17 protein-coding genes are annotated in these 15,900 nt (G+C 66.7%); 8 read left to right on the forward strand and 9 right to left on the reverse strand.

The features are described 5' to 3' along the window. Nucleotides 1-8 precede the first annotated feature (8 nt). Nucleotides 9-611, reverse strand: a complete 603-nt coding sequence (locus BHE97_RS04715) for a TetR/AcrR family transcriptional regulator (RefSeq protein WP_087622875.1) — start codon at nt 609-611, stop codon at nt 9-11. A gap of 118 nt (nt 612-729) precedes the next feature. Further along, a complete protein-coding gene (locus BHE97_RS20015) occupies nt 730-1,170 on the reverse strand; it encodes a thioesterase family protein (protein WP_170931267.1) in 441 nt (146 codons plus the stop codon). 192 nt (nt 1,171-1,362) lie between these two features. Here BHE97_RS20015 and BHE97_RS04725 point away from each other — a divergent pair, with 192 nt between their 5' ends. Beyond that, on the forward strand, nt 1,363-1,797 hold the full coding sequence (locus tag BHE97_RS04725) for a VOC family protein (protein WP_087622876.1): 435 nt from the start codon (nt 1,363-1,365) through the stop codon (nt 1,795-1,797). Nucleotides 1,798-1,867: 70 nt separating this feature from the next. On the opposite strand, the gene BHE97_RS04730 is transcribed toward BHE97_RS04725, so the two are convergent. The 5 genes from BHE97_RS04730 to BHE97_RS04750 all read right to left on the reverse strand — a co-directional run bounded on the left by BHE97_RS04730 (nt 1,868) and on the right by BHE97_RS04750 (nt 5,491). Continuing rightward, nucleotides 1,868-3,028 carry a saccharopine dehydrogenase NADP-binding domain-containing protein gene (locus BHE97_RS04730; protein WP_087622877.1) on the reverse strand — a complete coding sequence of 387 codons (1,161 nt, stop codon included), beginning with the start codon at nt 3,026-3,028 and terminating at the stop codon, nt 1,868-1,870. A gap of 149 nt (nt 3,029-3,177) precedes the next feature. After that, the gene (locus BHE97_RS04735; RefSeq protein ID WP_087622878.1) at nt 3,178-3,627 is read right to left on the reverse strand and encodes an acyl-CoA thioesterase; all 450 of its coding nucleotides are present in this window, start codon (nt 3,625-3,627) and stop codon (nt 3,178-3,180) included. A gap of 53 nt (nt 3,628-3,680) precedes the next feature. Beyond that, nucleotides 3,681-4,175: a pyridoxamine 5'-phosphate oxidase family protein gene (locus BHE97_RS04740; protein ID WP_170931268.1), complete on the reverse strand. Its 495-nt coding sequence runs from the start codon at nt 4,173-4,175 to the stop codon at nt 3,681-3,683. A 102-nt stretch (nt 4,176-4,277) separates the two neighbouring features. Further along, entirely contained in the window at nt 4,278-4,682 is a 405-nt protein-coding gene (locus BHE97_RS04745) for a RidA family protein (protein ID WP_087622880.1), read from the reverse strand. Nucleotides 4,683-4,708: 26 nt separating this feature from the next. Continuing rightward, nucleotides 4,709-5,491 (reverse strand): SDR family oxidoreductase, encoded by a 783-nt coding sequence (locus BHE97_RS04750; RefSeq protein ID WP_087622881.1) that lies wholly within the window; start codon nt 5,489-5,491, stop codon nt 4,709-4,711. A gap of 225 nt (nt 5,492-5,716) precedes the next feature. Here BHE97_RS04750 and BHE97_RS04755 point away from each other — a divergent pair, with 225 nt between their 5' ends. From BHE97_RS04755 to BHE97_RS04765, 3 genes are all read left to right on the forward strand, one after another. Continuing rightward, nucleotides 5,717-7,093 carry an NAD(P)/FAD-dependent oxidoreductase gene (locus BHE97_RS04755; RefSeq protein ID WP_087622882.1) on the forward strand — a complete coding sequence of 459 codons (1,377 nt, stop codon included), beginning with the start codon at nt 5,717-5,719 and terminating at the stop codon, nt 7,091-7,093. Beyond that, the gene (locus BHE97_RS04760) at nt 7,090-8,379 is read left to right on the forward strand and encodes an NAD(P)/FAD-dependent oxidoreductase (protein WP_087622883.1); all 1,290 of its coding nucleotides are present in this window, start codon (nt 7,090-7,092) and stop codon (nt 8,377-8,379) included. Before BHE97_RS04755 ends, BHE97_RS04760 begins: the two co-directional genes overlap by 4 nt. A 132-nt stretch (nt 8,380-8,511) precedes the next feature. Then, complete coding sequence (locus tag BHE97_RS04765) at nt 8,512-9,444, forward strand: DMT family transporter (protein ID WP_087622884.1); 933 nt, start codon at nt 8,512-8,514, stop codon at nt 9,442-9,444. Nucleotides 9,445-9,530: 86 nt separating this feature from the next. Here BHE97_RS04765 and BHE97_RS04770 read toward each other — a convergent pair whose 3' ends face one another. Further along, nucleotides 9,531-10,682 carry a saccharopine dehydrogenase NADP-binding domain-containing protein gene (locus tag BHE97_RS04770; protein ID WP_087622885.1) on the reverse strand — a complete coding sequence of 384 codons (1,152 nt, stop codon included), beginning with the start codon at nt 10,680-10,682 and terminating at the stop codon, nt 9,531-9,533. Nucleotides 10,683-10,851: 169 nt separating this feature from the next. Continuing rightward, a complete protein-coding gene (locus BHE97_RS04775) occupies nt 10,852-11,472 on the reverse strand; it encodes a TetR/AcrR family transcriptional regulator (protein ID WP_087622886.1) in 621 nt (206 codons plus the stop codon). Nucleotides 11,473-11,695: 223 nt separating this feature from the next. On the opposite strand from BHE97_RS04775, the gene BHE97_RS04780 reads away from it, so the two are divergent. The 4 genes from BHE97_RS04780 (at nt 11,696) to BHE97_RS04795 (ending at nt 15,775) form a co-directional block, all read left to right on the forward strand. Next, a complete protein-coding gene (locus BHE97_RS04780; protein ID WP_087622887.1) occupies nt 11,696-12,619 on the forward strand; it encodes an ABC transporter permease in 924 nt (307 codons plus the stop codon). Beyond that, nucleotides 12,616-13,413, forward strand: a complete 798-nt coding sequence (locus BHE97_RS04785) for an ABC transporter permease (protein WP_201791313.1) — start codon at nt 12,616-12,618, stop codon at nt 13,411-13,413. Before BHE97_RS04780 ends, BHE97_RS04785 begins: the two co-directional genes overlap by 4 nt. A gap of 5 nt (nt 13,414-13,418) precedes the next feature. Then, on the forward strand, nt 13,419-14,507 hold the full coding sequence (locus BHE97_RS04790; protein WP_087622888.1) for an ABC transporter ATP-binding protein: 1,089 nt from the start codon (nt 13,419-13,421) through the stop codon (nt 14,505-14,507). Nucleotides 14,508-14,695: 188 nt separating this feature from the next. Continuing rightward, nucleotides 14,696-15,775: an extracellular solute-binding protein gene (locus BHE97_RS04795; protein ID WP_087622889.1), complete on the forward strand. Its 1,080-nt coding sequence runs from the start codon at nt 14,696-14,698 to the stop codon at nt 15,773-15,775. Nucleotides 15,776-15,900 lie beyond the last annotated feature (125 nt).

Genomic DNA, 15,900 nt, shown 5'->3' on the forward strand with positions numbered 1-15,900 from the left:
CCCGGTTGTCAGTCGTGCTGCTCGGCACCCACGAGGCGAAGGGCCATGTCGGCATACGCCGCGGCGATCAATGCCGGCTCAAGCCCGTCGTCGTGGTACCACCGGCCGATGTCCACGATCAGCGACTCGATGGCTGCGACGCTCATCCGCCGGTCGAGGACCGTGAAGACCCCTGAGTCCGCGCCTTCGTCGATCAGCTCGCGCAGCAGCACCGAGATTCTCCGGCGCAGGGAGAGGACCTCGGCGCGGTGATGGACCGCCAGGGCGGCCAGCTCGTAGTTGACGACCCGCGACAGCTCATGGAACTCCGCGTGGTGCACGGCGAAGTCGTGGACCACGCGGTGCAGTCGAGCCGTGACCGTCCCACCGGTCCCGAGGGCCTGCTCGACGACGCCGAGAGCCACCCGATGTCCGTCGTAGGCGAGCTCGAACAGCAGCTCCTCTTTGGACGCGTGATGCACGTACAGAGCCGTGGGGGAGATGCCAGCGGCTCGCGCGATGTCCCGGGTGGATGCTCCGTGGAAGCCCTTGGCGGAGAAGCTCTCGATGGCGGCCGCGAGGAGGCGATCCTGGGTTCTCATCCCTCGCGGCGTCTTGGGTCGGGCGGCCATCGGTGCTCCTCGGGGGGCGTCGTGGGTGTCGTCGGCCGCATCGCTGACGGGCAAAGGAAGGCAAGCGGCTAAATGATCATTCATTCAACACAATAGAATAGGTCAGCCCCGGGCCGGGTCACTCTTGCTGGATGGCCAGATGCTCCTGCAACGCCCGATACTCCGATGCAGTGAGACTCCGCCGGCCCCGCTCGAAGCGATCCCAGGCGACATAGTGGTTACGAGCCATGCTGCACACGCTCTGTTCGCGGTTCAGCAACACCATCGTCATCTCGAAGCTTGAGTCATCCATCCGGGTGATCGCCACCCGGATCTCGATGGGCGAAAGCCGGTGGAGGACCTCGCGGCGGTAGTCGATGGTCGTCTGCGCGTTGACATAGCTCGGATCCTCCTGGCCGGTGATCGCGCTGAAGAACTCCATTGACACCTCCTCGTAGATCGCTGCGTAGTGAGCCGCGGTCATGTGGCCGAGTACGTCGACCGATGTCCTCCAGACGGGCATCGTCGTGCTCCACCAGCGCGCATGGTCGGCGGGGATCGGCATGAACGGAACAGTCATCCGCCGACCGTAGGAGAGGCTGGGCAGGTTCAGTGCCGCGCCGAGTGATCTGCACCCGAATGGGCATAGGCGTTGAGGGGACAGATGGGGGATTGAGTACCGATCGTCTCGGCAGCAGGCTGGCGACGTGAACCCACGACATCCGCAGATCATGTCCGAGACCATCGACGATCCCTCGAGGAGGTCTCCGCGATGACACACCCGACAACCTCGATCGCCGACGTGGCCGCACTGCATCACATCGGCATCGTGACGACTAAGGACGACCATGTCCGGCTGGTCAGGAACCTGGTGGAGGGCCTCGGAGGAGAGGTCGAGTTCGAGGTCGAGGACGAGCCCTTGGACGTCCTAGCGACCTGGGTTCCGATCGGCCCCGGTCTTCGATTCGAAGTCGTCTCCCCGCGGTCGGAGGCGCCCACCCCCATCACGAGGTTCCTCGCGAAGGCCGGAGGTGGACTTCACCACGTCTCGCTGGAGACCGAGGAGATCGGCGTGTGTCGCGAGCTCGTCACCGCCTCGGGGATGCGAACCGTCGGAGAGAACGACGATCACGGCGGATGGGCCGAGTTCTTCCTCGATCCGTCGCAGACGGGCCGCGCGCTCCTGCACTGGATGCAGGCCGTGTGACGAAGGTCGGACGCACACCGGCCCCGCTCTCACGTCCGAGGGCGGGGCCGGTGTGCGTCGTGTCGGCTCGTCAGGCTTCGACGACCGCGATGAGATCGTCCATCCCCTGGAGGCTCTCATCGGTCAAAGGAGCGAGCAGGTCGAAGAACTCCCGCGCCGGGATGACGGACTCGGGCGCATGCACCCCCGTGTCGAGGAGCGATCCGCGCCGGAGCAACTCGACCCCGATCCCGACCGGGACTCCCGTGTTCCCCCCCATCCGCGCCGGGTGGAAGCGGGTGGGGAAGACTGCGACGGACCGGCGCTCTCCGCCCTTGGTGCCGATGGCGAGGCTCCACTCGATGGGGAGCGGGTCGCGCGGGCCCTTCTCCTTCGGCCTCGGGAGTGATCCCACCTGCTCGACACCCTCGTGCAGCGAGATCTCACCCGCTCCCACGCGGCGGCCGATGTCCCGCAGCCCGTCGAGTAGCCACGACGGCCCCGACTGGAGGTTAAGGGACCGCTTCAGCTGCGGGAACGTGCGGGGCAGTGTGATGGGTTCCGGGTGGCCCATGGTGTAGGCGACCACGGGGCCGATACCGGGGAAGTCCACCTCGACCGGTTGCACGGGCTGGACATCGGCGAGTCCGCCGTCCTCCCATGCACGGATCGGTTCGCTGCACTGGTGGACCCAGTGGTCGGCGGCGGCCGATGCTTTCGGCGCGGGGAAATCCGGTTCGTCGACGATCGTCGCGGCGCTGACCTTCCATCCGGTATAGAGTTCCTCGACGGTGTCGAGGCGCTCGACGGCCATGACGGCGCACAGATTGGTGACGCCGGGGCTGCCGCCGAGGCCGATGACGATGTGCAGCCCCTTGGCGCGGGCGCGCTCGTCCAGATCGAAGGCGGTGATGGTGGGCTGCCAGTCGTCGTTGATGTCGAGATAGTGGCAGTCGCTGTCGATGGCGGCCTCGAGGATCGGACCCATGAACGAGGCGAACGGTCCCATCGTGTTCACCACGACATCGTGATCGGCGAAGGCTCTCCGCAGGGCCTCGGCGTCCGTCGCGTCGAGCGCCATCGCCTGGCACGGTCCGCCGACCGATTGAGCGGTCCGCTCGGCTCGTTCCACGTCGATGTCGGCGATGGTCAGCACCTCGGCGGTGCCGAGCGTGGCGATCGTGCGCACGGCCCACCGCCCCATCGATCCGGCGCCACCGACTGCGATGACCCGCAGCTTCTTGTCGGACATCGAGTTCTCCCGTCTTTCTTCGTCATGTGGCGGTGTTCAGCCGCTCACTCGGTCGAATCGACGGTAGGAGCCGACCGACTGATGCCGTGCTCCTCGGCGGACAACTGCACCCGGATGGGTGGCGGGAGATCCGCAGTGGGATCCGGGCCTCAGCGGAAGGTCTCGCGCAGGCCTTCCAGAGCGGCGCGATCAGACTCGCTGAGCGGTGCCTTCGTCCGGGCCGTCCGGTCCCAGGCCACGTAGCGGATATGCGCCACGGCACATGGCGTGCCCTTGGAGTCGGTGAGCACGATCTCGAGGGTGCAGGTCGTCGTTCCGATGATCGTCGGGCGTAGATACAGGCGGAGAGGAGAGCTCTCCAGGAGGACCTCGTGGCGATAGGAAACGTCGAGCGCCGCCATCACATAGTCGGGGAGGTCCGGACCGATGATGTCGATGAGGAGCAGGGTCGCTGCCTGCTCGAACACGGTCGGATAGTGCACGGCGGTCATGTGCCCGTACGCGTCGATGCTCGACGGTGGAACCTCGTAGCTGGTCGACCACCAGGACTCGTACCGCTCGGGGAAGGTGAACCGGTCCCGTGCCCGTGAAGCAGTCATGGAACGAATGCTAGGGCGAGAGGCGGGTCCCCGGACCTTCGCGAGGCGGAGCTCTACCCGGGTGGGTGGTCCGCCGCGGAAGTCTTGGGGCATCGGTCCTTCGGGGCCCACCCACCCAGCGTTCCGCGGCCGAGCGGGCCCAGCCCGGAGATGTGCCGGATGTCGATGAGAACCGTGATGAACGGCCCGCTGCCGTAGGAGTATCCCTCGGGAGATCCGTAGGCGCGCGCCATCCGGTCGGGGAGATCCGGCTCGGAGCTCACCACGCGTGCCAGACCCGACAGCTGTGCATAGACGGGCACCCCGGGACCGATGCGGGTCTCGCCGTCCACCACGATGACCGAGACTCGCGGATTCTGCCGGATGTTCCGGGCTTTGATCGACGACTCCTCGAAGAACATGGCGAGCTCGTCACCTCTCCGCTCGGTCCATACGAGGCTCGCCTGCGGATGTCCGAGCGGGCTGACGGTCGACACGTGCACGGGAATCGGCCGGTCCAGCAGGTCGCAGAGCAACGGAGCGTCGCTCAGACGGTGGGCATCGGCCATGGTCGTCTCCTTCGATACGGGGGACATCGGATGCGGGCGCGCCCGATATCCGATGAAGCGGCGGGGGCGCCCCCACGATGGACGCCCCTGCCTACCTCCTCGCTAGTCGAGCACAGCCGTCGCGGTGAGCTCGATCAGCGCATCGGGGTGTCCGAGTGCCGCGACGCCGATGACGGCGAATCCGGTGGAGCGGACCTTGAGCTCGGCGGCCGCCGCACCGTAGCCGGCGAAGGTCTCCTCCTGCGTACGGGGATCGAGGCCGACGATGTAGACGGTGATGTTGGCGAGATCGCTGGGCTGGCCACCTGCCGCCTCGAGCGCGGTGACGAGATTGCGCAGGGCGAGCTCGGCCTGCGCTCGATGATCGCCGGGGGAGGGGATGGCACCGTCGATGTCGTTGGCGATCTGCCCGCCGACGTGGACCAGCCTCGTGCCGGTGGCGATGGTGGCGTGCGCGTAGCCGTGCGCCGGGGCGAGGCCCTCGGGCTTGACGCGTTCGATGGTCATGTCTGATGGGTCCTTTGCGGTGGTGGTTACTGAGCGGTGTAGCCGCCGTCGACGACCAGGGTCTGGCCGGTCATGAAGTCCGAGCCTCGCGACGCCAGGAAGACAGCGGCGGAGGCGATCTCCTCGGGCTGCGCCACGCGGCCGGCCGGGGTGGTCCGCCGCATATAGGCGGCGATGTCCGGATCAGCGAGCGACGGCGCGAGCATCTCGGTCTCGACGAAGCCGGGGGCGAGGGCGTTGACCTGGACGTTCTTGCGGGCCCATTCCAGAGCCGTGGCGCGAGTCAGGCCGATGAGGCCGTGCTTAGCGCTGATGTACGCGACATCCTCGCGGACCGCGACCGTGCCGAGCATGGACGAGAGGTTGATGACCTTCCCGCCTCCGTCGGCCTTGAGGTAGGGCGAGGCGGCCTGGGTCAGTAGGAAGCAGGACTGCAGGTTGAGCTCGAGTACGCGCTGCCAGGTGGACAGGTCGGTGTCCTCGATCCGCGACTCGTGGTCGTCGGCCGCATTGTTGACGAGGATGTCGAGACCGCCCAGGCGGGTATTGGCCTCCTCGACGGCCTGGCTGATCGAATCGGGCGAACGCAGGTCGGCAACGAGCACGTCGATGCTGCCCGGGAGACCGTCGGCGGAGGCTTTGGTCTCGGCGAGGCTGTCGGCGTTGCGCGCCACACCGAGCACCGCGGCTCCGCGACGGGCGAAGGCGGTGGCGATGGCCCGTCCGATTCCCCGGCTCGCACCGGTCACGAGTGCTCGGCGTCCGGAGAGATCGAATTCGTCGTCAGTAGGGGTGGTGCCTGTAGTCATGGCCGATGTGGTCCTTCCGAGGTTCACTCCGTTGGAGACGCCTGAACGGCGCTCACCGCGAGTCTCGATCGAGAGCGGACCGGAACACGACTCTCGTGGCGAAGATGCACCCACCTGGGCGGTGGTCTCCGTCGGAGCGGCGCATGGCGCGGCGTGCGACTCGAATCCCCCATCCGGGTCTCGTCCGCCGCGAGGTGGCGGGGACCCGGCGGTGGAGGGTCTTGAATGACCGTGGGAGGGCTCGTCCCTCACTCACTACTCGACAACGGAGGTGGCGCGGTGCAGTTCCTCGAGGAGACGCCCGTGATCGTGATCGGAGCTGGACTCGCGGGCCTGACCGCGGCGTGGAGACTGCGACAGGAGGGGCGAGAGGTGATCGTTCTCGAGGCCTCCGAACGGCTCGGCGGACGCGCCATCCAATCCGTCCAGGAGTGGGAGGGCGGACAATATGCCGACCTCGGCGGCGAGCTCATCGATACCAGCTATCACGCCCTCCGGGCCCTGTGCTCGCAGGTCGGTGTCGAACTGGGCGAGCCGCAGGTCTACGGCTCGCCGCAGGAGGGCGACGCGACGCTGATGGAGGCGTACCTGCGGGTCGCCCGCTTCGTCGTGGGAGAACGGGTGCTCAGCCGAGAGGAATGCGATGAGATCGGTGCGGAGCTGCGCACCGCCGCGCAGACCTACGTGCCACACCCCGGTGAGATCGTCGAGCAGTGGATCCGGCGTGCACGGTTATCCGATGACGCCGCCTCGGTCTCCCGCGCGCTGGCCAGGTTCTTCGCCCAGCTCGATCCGTGGGATTGCGATGTCCATTTTATCGTCGGCGCACACGGAGGCACCTTCCAGCGTGTCCGCGGGGGGACGAATTCACTCCTCCACGCCCTCGCCCTGGAGCTGGACATCCGGCTCGGCGACCCCGTCGTCCGGGTCGAGCGCGGGCGCACCGCGCGTGTCACCACGGCCTCCGGTGCGTGGTTCCCGGCGCGGGAGGTCATCTGCGCGGTCGGCCCCTACGCGGTCTCGACCATTGGCTTCGATCCGCCGCTCTCCGATGAGCGGATCACCACCGTCACCTCCCTGCTTCCCGCGATGGCTGGCAAGGTGATCGCCCAGTATGCCGAGGGGGACGCCGTCCGCGAGGGATTCGGATCTTTGGTCTGCACCGATGGGGTGATCGACGCCGCGTGGGTGAGCGTCGCCTATCAGCCCGGCTCGCCCGCGATCGTCACGTCCTTCTTCGCCGGGGCGGAGCGAGGGCTCATGACCGATCCGGAGGTCGCCTACGCCGTCCTAGACGAACTTGTGGAGCGCATCGTCGGCGGTCCGGTCACCCGGCTCCGCGGCGAGATCAAGAACTGGTGGGCCGATCCACTCGCCCTCGGTGTGACCGTCGCCCCTGCAGAGGGAACACGAGCCACCGTGGCAGCGATCCTCGGCGGTGAGGAACCCGGGCTCCACTTCGCGGGCGACTACACCGACGGCCCGATGGCCGGGACGCTCGAAGGGGCCGTCAGATCCGGACTCCGCGCCGCCGATGAGGTGGTGCGCACTGCCGGGGTCTTCCACACCGATCATGTGACCGAAAGGCTTTCGCTGTCATGACCACAGCCATCATCGGAGCGGGCATCGCCGGCCTCTTCGCGGCCCGTCGGCTCGCGGCCGCCGGAGAGGATGTCTTCCTGCTCGAAGCGACCGAGTATCTCGGAGGCCGTACGCGAGGCGACCGTGAGTCATTGCGCTACGGTGCCGTCGCCGATCTCGGCGCCTCCTGGTTGGACCGTGGGCAGGACCGGCTCCTGGCCTTCTGCCTCGAGAACGACATCAAGCTGTCCGCCGAGGTCTCGATGTACCCGAAGGGGCCCGGCGGGCGCTACAGCGGTGCATCGATCCTGCTCGGCAATGTCGTGGTGGACGGCAAAGCGGTGGGCGAGGCGGAACGCGAGACGCTGGCGGCTGAGGTCGCTGAAGCGCTGACGGTGTCCCCACCCGGATCAGCGGAGACGGTCGTCGCCTGGGGGCGGCGCGTCGGACTCTCCCCGGCCGCATTCGCGGCGTACACGATGCAGACGGGTTTCAATCCGGTACAGCGGCCGGCTGTCACCTCGTCCTGGCACGTGCACCCCGGCGACATCGGCCGGCTGTGCTGGCTGCTCGACGGCAGCACGGATGTCATCGCGCACCGTGCCGCCGAGGGGCTCGACATCCGTTACTCGGAGCCCGTTCGGCTGATCTCACGGGTCAGAGGCGGATACCGGCTCACGACCGATCACGGGGAGTTCACGGCCGACGACGTCGTCGTGACCGCCTCCGTCCAGGCGACTCGGAGGATCGGCTTCGAACCGGTCCTCCCGGAGTGGAAGCGCGAAGCGCTCCTGCAATCGCCGATGACCCAAGGGGGGAAGATCGTCGGCCAGTATCGAGACGGTCAGCGGATCTGGGACGCAGCAGGGCCGTCGGTGCTGACCGACACCACCGCGGCGATGTTCTGGCTCAAGCGCACCGGCGAGGACACGGTGACGGTGCTGGGCACGATGCCGGACACCGGCGACGGTCTCCTCGACGATCATGAGGCTGCGCTCTCGCTGCTCGACCGGCAGGTCGAGGCGGCCGCCGGTCTGATCCCGGTACGCATCGGCGGCATCGTGCAGAACTGGACGCGGGAAGAGTTCTTCGGAGGAGTCGTGAGCTCCCAGGCGGGAGGTGTCGCACGCCGGGTCGTGATGGCGGCGCCGGTCGGCGGCATCCATTTCGCGGGGGAGGCGACCGGTGCGCGATGGGCGACCGCGATGGAAGGTGCGGCTCGCTCCGGGGAGCGTGCGGCCGACGAGATCCTGCAGAAGCGTTGGGCGCGTGCCGGTGCGGCGCGTGGCGCGCCGGTCCGCCGCTGAGCCGAGGACCGTACGCTCCGCCGTCACCGACGTGGGATATGTGTCTGTGGTAGTCGTGGCGACCACGGATGCACATCCTCCGTCAGCGAGTACGCGGGATGTGGTTCGGTGCCCGGAATGCGGTCGTAGGCCATGAGCGGGGCGCGGGACACCTGGACGGGGGTCGCCCTCGTGATGATCTCGACGGCGATCTTCGGCTCCATCCCCGCCGTCGTCACCTTCCTCCGTGACGACATGCCCTTGGTCGATGTGCTGACGTATCGGGGGCTGCTTGCCGGAGCGATGCTCTTCGCGCTGTCGATGCTCGTCGACCGCGTGCGACGCGGACGGGCTCGACCCGTCCTGCGCAGCTACCGGTGGCGTCGTCGCAACGCCGGACTCATCGTCGGCGTGCTGCTCTATGCCCCTCAGCTGATGCTCTTCTACACGGCCTTCGACTACATCGAGACCTCCCTGGCGGTCGCCCTAGGCTACATCTACCCGACGATCGTCCTGTTTCTGGTCGCCATCCGCGGAGGACGGCTGCCCTCGCCACGGGAGCTCGGGCTCGCGTTCATGGCGCTTGCCGGCATCGTCGCCCTCACGAATCCGGTCTCGGGCGCGATGGTCGATGGGATCGGCATCGTCCTGGTCTTCGTGGCGGCGGTCTTCTATGCGCTGTACGTGGTGGTCGCGGGGGATCTCGTCGCCGACCTGCCGCCGCTGCGGGTGGGCGGTCAGGTGTCGGTCGGCGTGGGCCTCGCGACGGCGGGGTACGGGATGCTCAGCGGAACCCTGGGTCTTCCGACGGCCGCGTCGGCGTGGCTGATGCTGCTGGTCCAGGCCGGGATGCTCACAGCGGCCGTGGCGACCTACTACCTCGGCTTGGTCCGCCTCGGCGCCAGCACGACCTCGCTCATCGACTGCGCTCAACCGCTCTTCGCCGTGGTGGTCGGATCGTGGCTCCTGGCCGAGCAGCTGGTGGCGCTGCAGTTCATCGGTCTGGCCCTGGTCACGCTGTCGGTGGCGCTTACCACGGCGCTCGCCCATCGTCGTCTGGCCATGCCCTTCGCCGACCCGCCCTGACACGACAGTGCCCCGTGCAGGAGTCCACGAAGGGACCGGCCTGCACGGGGCATCGGCGTCGCGGCATCAGCAGGCGACGTCCCGCCTCACATCGCCTCGATGGACACCTCGAGCCGGGGCTTGCCGTCCAGGTCGGCCGCGAAGGGCTCCAGCCGCTCGAAGAAGATGTTCGGATCGAGTGCCCCTTCGGGAGCATGCACGCCCGTGTTCAGAGCCTCGCCGCGCGCGAGCATGCCGGCCGCGATTGCGAGAGGAACGCAGGTGATCTCGCCCATTTCTCCCTCGGGAAGGACATTGGTCGTCACCGCGACTCGCGTCGCAGCGCCGTCCTTGGTGCCCTCGGCATAGGCGAAGACACCGGGGAACGCCGGGATCTCACCGGCCTCCGGCCAGCGGCGACCTGGGGACAGGAGGAACTCCTTGCTGCCCTGTGCGACATCGATCTCGCCATCGCGTACGCGATCGCGCACGGCCCGAGCCGCCTCGATCAGACCGGGCCGGGCGAACATGATGTTGTAGGAGTTGGTGATGTCGGGGAAGGCACGGGGGAGCGTGATCGGCTCGGGGTGCCCGCACGTCCACACCTGGCCCGGTCCGATCCCGGGATAGACGATCTCGAAGGTCTCCAAGGCCTCCGCCATCTCATAGCGGCCATCGCGCCACAGACGGATCGGCTCGGCGAGGTTGTGGATCCAGTGGTCGATCGCGGCACTCGGCTGCGCCTCCTCCGGAGTCGCCGGCACCGGGGGAACGCCGGAGCCGCCTCGCCAGACGGTATGGAGGCTCTCGACCGCGTCCAGCTCGGCATGGGCAGCCGAGGCGAGCAGATTCGAGATACCCGGGGAAGCGCCGATGCCGATGACCGCCGTGATGCCAGCATCACGTGCGGCCTCGTCGAGGTCGAGCATCGCCAGGGTGGGCTCCCAATCATCGGCGATATCGGCATAGTGCTTCCCGGCCGCGATCGCGGCCTCGAGTACCGGGGGGCCGTAGAGATAGAACGGGCCCACGGTGTTGAGGACGATATCGGCCTTCGAGACCGCGTCCAGCAGAGAGTCCTTGTCGGTGATGTCGAGCGAGACGGCGGAGGCCTTCGAGCCGATCTTGTCGGCCAGTGTCTGGGCGCGATCGATATCTCGATCGGCGATGATGAGCTGGGTGACGACGGGGTCGATGGCCACGGTCTCGCAGGCCACCTGTCCCATGTCCCCGGCGCCGCCGACGACGATGATCTTCATGGGTGCTCTCCTTCGGTGTGCGGTGCCCCGCGCAGTGATGCGACCATCGGCCGCCGGTCGGGGATGACGTCAGCACATCGCAGAGAGAGGCGAGATCAGGGATTCCGGCGGGGATCGAGCCCGATCGGGGGAGTGCGTTCGGCTCCCCCGCGAGCCGAGCCCGGCAGAGTCATCTCTCGGTGGTCATGCGCAGCGCGAGCTCGGCGTAGTACGCGCCCACCTGTTCCGCGTCGAGGCGCCCGTGGTCGCGGAACCAGGTGAAAACGTATTCGCACATATTCGAAATGGCGAAGGAGGTGACCGCCAGATTCTCGATCACGAAGGAACCCTCGTCGACTCCCTGCTGAAGGATCTCTCTCAGCAGATTGACATAAGGCTTGCCGGTCTGGATCAGCTCTCGCTGGTCCTCAAGGCTCAGCGAGGAGGCGAGGCTCGCGTAACCGAAATTGCTCCGGGCGTCGGGCGAGGTCAGCTGCATGGCCGCATAGGCCTGTACATAGTCGGCCAGACGTTCCTCGGCGGTGCCGTCGCCGACCGCGGCGGCGAGGTCGGCATAGGAGTTCAGATAGACCGCGTGGAGGACCTCGCGGAGGAGGTCGAGCTTCGAGGGGAAGTGCCAGTAGATATTGGCTGGCGTCATGCCCGCTTCCTTGGCGATCTTCGTGATCGATGTGCCCTCATAACCGAACTGCCGGAAGAAACGTGTGGCCGCGGCCAGGATCCGTTCCCGCGCGGGGCTTTCCTCATCGATGAGAGCGGCCGATCCGACGGCTCGGGGAGTGCTGACCATTCGGCGAGCCTAGTGAAAAAACGTAGTCGGCAGCGTCCCCCACCCGGGTATAGTTCAGGACCTGAGGGCGCCGGTCCGGGCCATCCCCCAGGTGGGTCCTGTCCTCGGATCGGGCTATGAGCTCCCTCGCCTTCTCCCTAGATTGACGTGCACCGGCAGGACCGCCGACGAGGTGTGCCGCTCGGTCCGAATGGTTGCAGCGGAGGGAGTCGAGGAGCGTGCTATGTCAGTCTCAGTGACCGCGACGGATGAGTCGCCAGATGCACAGACCGCGCGCGGTCGGCCCTCCATCGTCCGACGGCTGTCACGCCGCCCGACGACACTGCTGATCTGGTTGCCGCTGCTGCTGCTGGCGGTCTGCTTCGCGTATCCGCTGCTGCAGATGTTCCGGCTGAGCTTCACCGATTTCGTGGGATCGACCTCGGGAGTCTTCGGTAACTATCTGTGGTTCCTTGGCACCGACACCCAGATGACGATCCTGAGGCGGACCTTCGCGGTCGCGGGATGGGTCACGCTGATGTGCTTGATCCTCGGATTCCCCTATGCCTATCTCATGACCATCGTCGGTCCGCGTATGCGTCTGCTGATGGTCGGGGTGGTGCTTCTGCCCTTCTGGTCGAATCTGGTGGTCCGGACCTTCGCCTGGGTGATCCTGCTCCGCGACTCCGGACCGGTTCAGAGCCTGCTCCACGCCATCGGTATCGACGATCTGCGTCTCCTGGGCAATACGGTGGGCGTCACCATCGGAGCCACGCAGGTCCTCCTGCCCTTTCTGATCCTGCCGTTGTATGCAGCTCTCTCGGGGATCGACCGGAGTCTTCTCACCGCCGCTCACAGTCTCGGTGCCCGGCCAGCTGTCGCGTTCGTCAAGGTGTATCTGCCGCTCGCGGTGCCAGGGATCCTCGCCGGCACCTCGATCGTGTTCATCCTGACCCTCGGGTTCTACTTCACCCCGGCGCTGCTCGGCAGCCCGCGCAACAGCCTGGTGGCCCAGCAGATCGTGACCCAGGTCAGCGAACTGCTCGCCTTCGGACGGGGGAGCGCCATCGCCTTCGTCGTCTTGATCATCACCTTCGTCGTCCTCGGACTGGTGGGGCTGGTGACCCGACGGTATCGGCGTTCCTTCGAGACGGGGTTGGATCTGTGAACACCTTCAAATGGAGCTCGTCGCGCGTCCTCCTGGTCGGCTTCTGCGGACTCGTCGGCGTGCTGTTGATGGGCCCGACCCTCATTGTCGTGCCGCTGAGTTTCACCTCCGAGAAGAGCTTCCGGTTCCCTCCGGAGGGATGGTCGACCCAGTGGTACGAGAACTTCTTCACTGACCCCAATTGGTACGAGTCGGCACTGCTCTCCGTCCGCGTGGGGCTCGCCGTGGCCGTCCTGGCGACGGTGCTGGGGACCGCGGCGGCGGTGGCACTGTCGACTGGTCGTGGCGCGTGGCGCGGACCCGCGAACGGCTTCATGCTCGCGCCGATGATCGTGCCTGGCGTGATCACCGCGGTCGGTATCTACTATGTGTTCTTGAACTTCGGCCTGACCCAGGGGTTCTGGGGCTTCGTGCTCGCCCACACCGTGCTCGCATTGCCCTTCGTGGTGGTGGCCGTATCGGCTTCGCTCAACGGCCTCGACAAGGCACTGGTGACCGCGGCGTGGAGTCTGGGCGCGAATCGGTGGGCCGCCTTCCGGCAGATCACGCTGCCCCTCATCGCGCCAGGCATTCTCACAGGAGCACTGTTCGCCTTCTTGACGTCCTTCGACGAGGCGATCGTGTCGCTCTTCCTATCGGGACCCTTCGCGCGCACTCTTCCCATTCAGATCTTCCAGAGCGTCACTGCCGATATCGACCCGACGATCGCGGCCGCATCGACGATGCTTCTGGCCACGACCGGGTTCTTCATGGTGGTGCTCGGTGTCATCACGGTTTCAAGGAACAGGCGGTAGTCGACATGTCCCAACACGGTGTCGCGCTCGAGATCTCGGGTCTGACCAAGCGCTATGGCGATGTCACGGCATTGGCCGGTGTCGACCTCTCGGTCGCTCCGGGCGAGTTCATCACCTTCCTCGGTCCCAGCGGCTCTGGGAAGACCACGACCCTCAATGCGATCGCCGGCTTCATCGAGCCCGATGAGGGCACGATCGATCTCGATGGCCGATCGATCACCGGGGTACCACCGTGGAAGCGGGATATCGGGGTGGTCTTCCAGAACTACTCCCTCTTCCCGCACATGAAGGTCTCCTCGAATGTGGCCTTCCCGCTCAGGCAGCGTCGCGTGCCGAAGCGGGAGATGGCCAAGAAGGTGGACGAGGTGCTCGAGATCGTCGGCCTGTCTCACCTGGCCGATCGCTATCCGAGGCAGCTCTCCGGGGGTCAGCAGCAGCGTGTGGCCCTGGCGCGGGCGCTGGTCTTCGGGCCTAAGCTGCTGCTGCTCGATGAGCCCCTCGGTGCGCTCGACAAGAGGCTGCGGGAGGGATTGCAGCTCGAGATCAAGCGCATCCACCGCGAGGTCGGCGTGACCTTCGTGTTCGTCACCCACGACCAGGACGAGGCATTGGTGATGTCGGACCGGATCGCGGTCTTCAACGAGGGGCATCTCGAACAGGTGGCCACCTCGCAGGAGCTCTACGAGCATCCGGAGACGCTCTTCGCCGCACAGTTCCTGGGGGACTCCAATGTCATCCACGGAACACTCGAGAGCCGCGGGGATCGTCACGCCCTGCGGGTCGGCGACCGGGCCTTCGAGGTGATGGATCCTCGCGGTGCCGCGCCGGGATCCGAGGCGGCGATCATGATCCGCCCCGAGGATCTGGTCGTCCGTCCCGTCGATCGCGAGTCTCCCGTGGACCACGACGGCAAGACGACCCCCGCCGAGGTCACCGAGGTCATCTACCTCGGCGGGCGTCGCCGGATCGTGCTCTCGGCTCTCGGCCAGGAGTTCATCGCCGATGAGATGTCCAGTGTGCACGATCACAAGCCCGGCGACTCCGTCGTCGTCACCTGGTCGATGGGACAGGCTCGGCTGGTGTCGACGGATTGACGGCCGAACTCACCGGCAGCCGGCCTCCGCGATGACGCGGAGGCCGGCTGCGTTTCGGTGGGACCTCCCCCAGGCGGGTGGCAACAGCTTCGAGAGGCGGATGGACGATGTCGATCGCCGTAGTTTCGTAGCACCTCACCGGCGCGATCCCCACCCGCACGACACGCGCCCTCTCGATTGGAGCCCCTATGAAACGAAAGAGCGCGATCCGCGTAGTGATCGCCGCGACCTGTCTCGGACTGGCGACGGCCGCCTGCGGCGGCGGGGCGGGGGGTGGATCGGATGATCAGCAGCTCGACGGTGACAAGTTCGTCTTCGTCAACTGGGGTGGGCAGGCGACGGAGGCCGCGACCAAGGGCTGGCTGGAACCATTCGCCGAGGAGACCGGCGCTTCCTTCGTGACCGACAGTCCGACCGACAACGCGAAGATCAGGGCGATGGTCGAGAGCGGTCAGGTCACCTGGGATGTGGTGGACAACGACATCGGCGTCGGCATGAGCAACTGCGGCACGTTGTTCGAGGAGCTGCCCGAGGACTTCGACATGGGGGAGATCGATCCGCAGTACATCACCGACGACTGTTCGGTGCCGATCATCGTGCAGGCCGTCGGGCTGATCTACAACAAGGACACGTACGGCGACAATCCCCCGACCGAGACGGCGGACTTCCTCGACACTAAGAACTACCCGGGCAAGCGGGTCCTCTGGAACTATCCGACGGGAACGGTCGAGCCGCTGCTCGCCGCCGACGGTGCGGGTCCGGAGGAGATCTTCCCGGTGGACTGGGCGCGGGTCGAGGGGATTCTCAACGGCCTCGGCGGTGATCTCGATCTCAAGGAGACGCTGGCACAGGTCTCCGACACTGTCGAGTCGGGCGACTTCTCCATGTGCTTGTGCTATCTGGGCCGCTTCGCCTCGGCTCCGGAGGAGGTGCAGGAGAAGCTGGGTATTGTCTGGGACAAGACCTATCTCGCCTGGGACGGCGCCTATGTGGTCAAGGGGTCGAAAAACAAGGATGCTGCCTTCGAGTTCCTTCAGTTCCTGGCTACAAAGAAGGGGCAAGCCGGATTCTCGAAGCACCTGGCGTACAGCCCCACTACGAAGGACAGCCTGGAAGGCGGCGGAGTCGACGTCTCCGAGGAGTTCGAGCGGTGGCTGCCGGACTTCAACGAGGACAAGATCAATGTCCGTTATCCCTATGACTTCGCCTACTGGTCGGACAATATGGACGCGATGCTCGAGGAGTGGAACCGCATCACCTCCGGCTGAGGTCGCCATCCATGTGCGCCCCGAGACATCGTCTCGGGGCGCACATCTGTTTCCTGGCGGGGCGGGTAATCCCCTGATCGGGCGTGAAGCGGCCGAATCGGTCCCGGCAGGCCGGGCTCACCGAG

This window comes from Aeromicrobium sp. PE09-221 (assembly GCF_002174305.1).
Taxonomy (GTDB): Bacteria; Actinomycetota; Actinomycetes; order Propionibacteriales; family Nocardioidaceae; genus Aeromicrobium.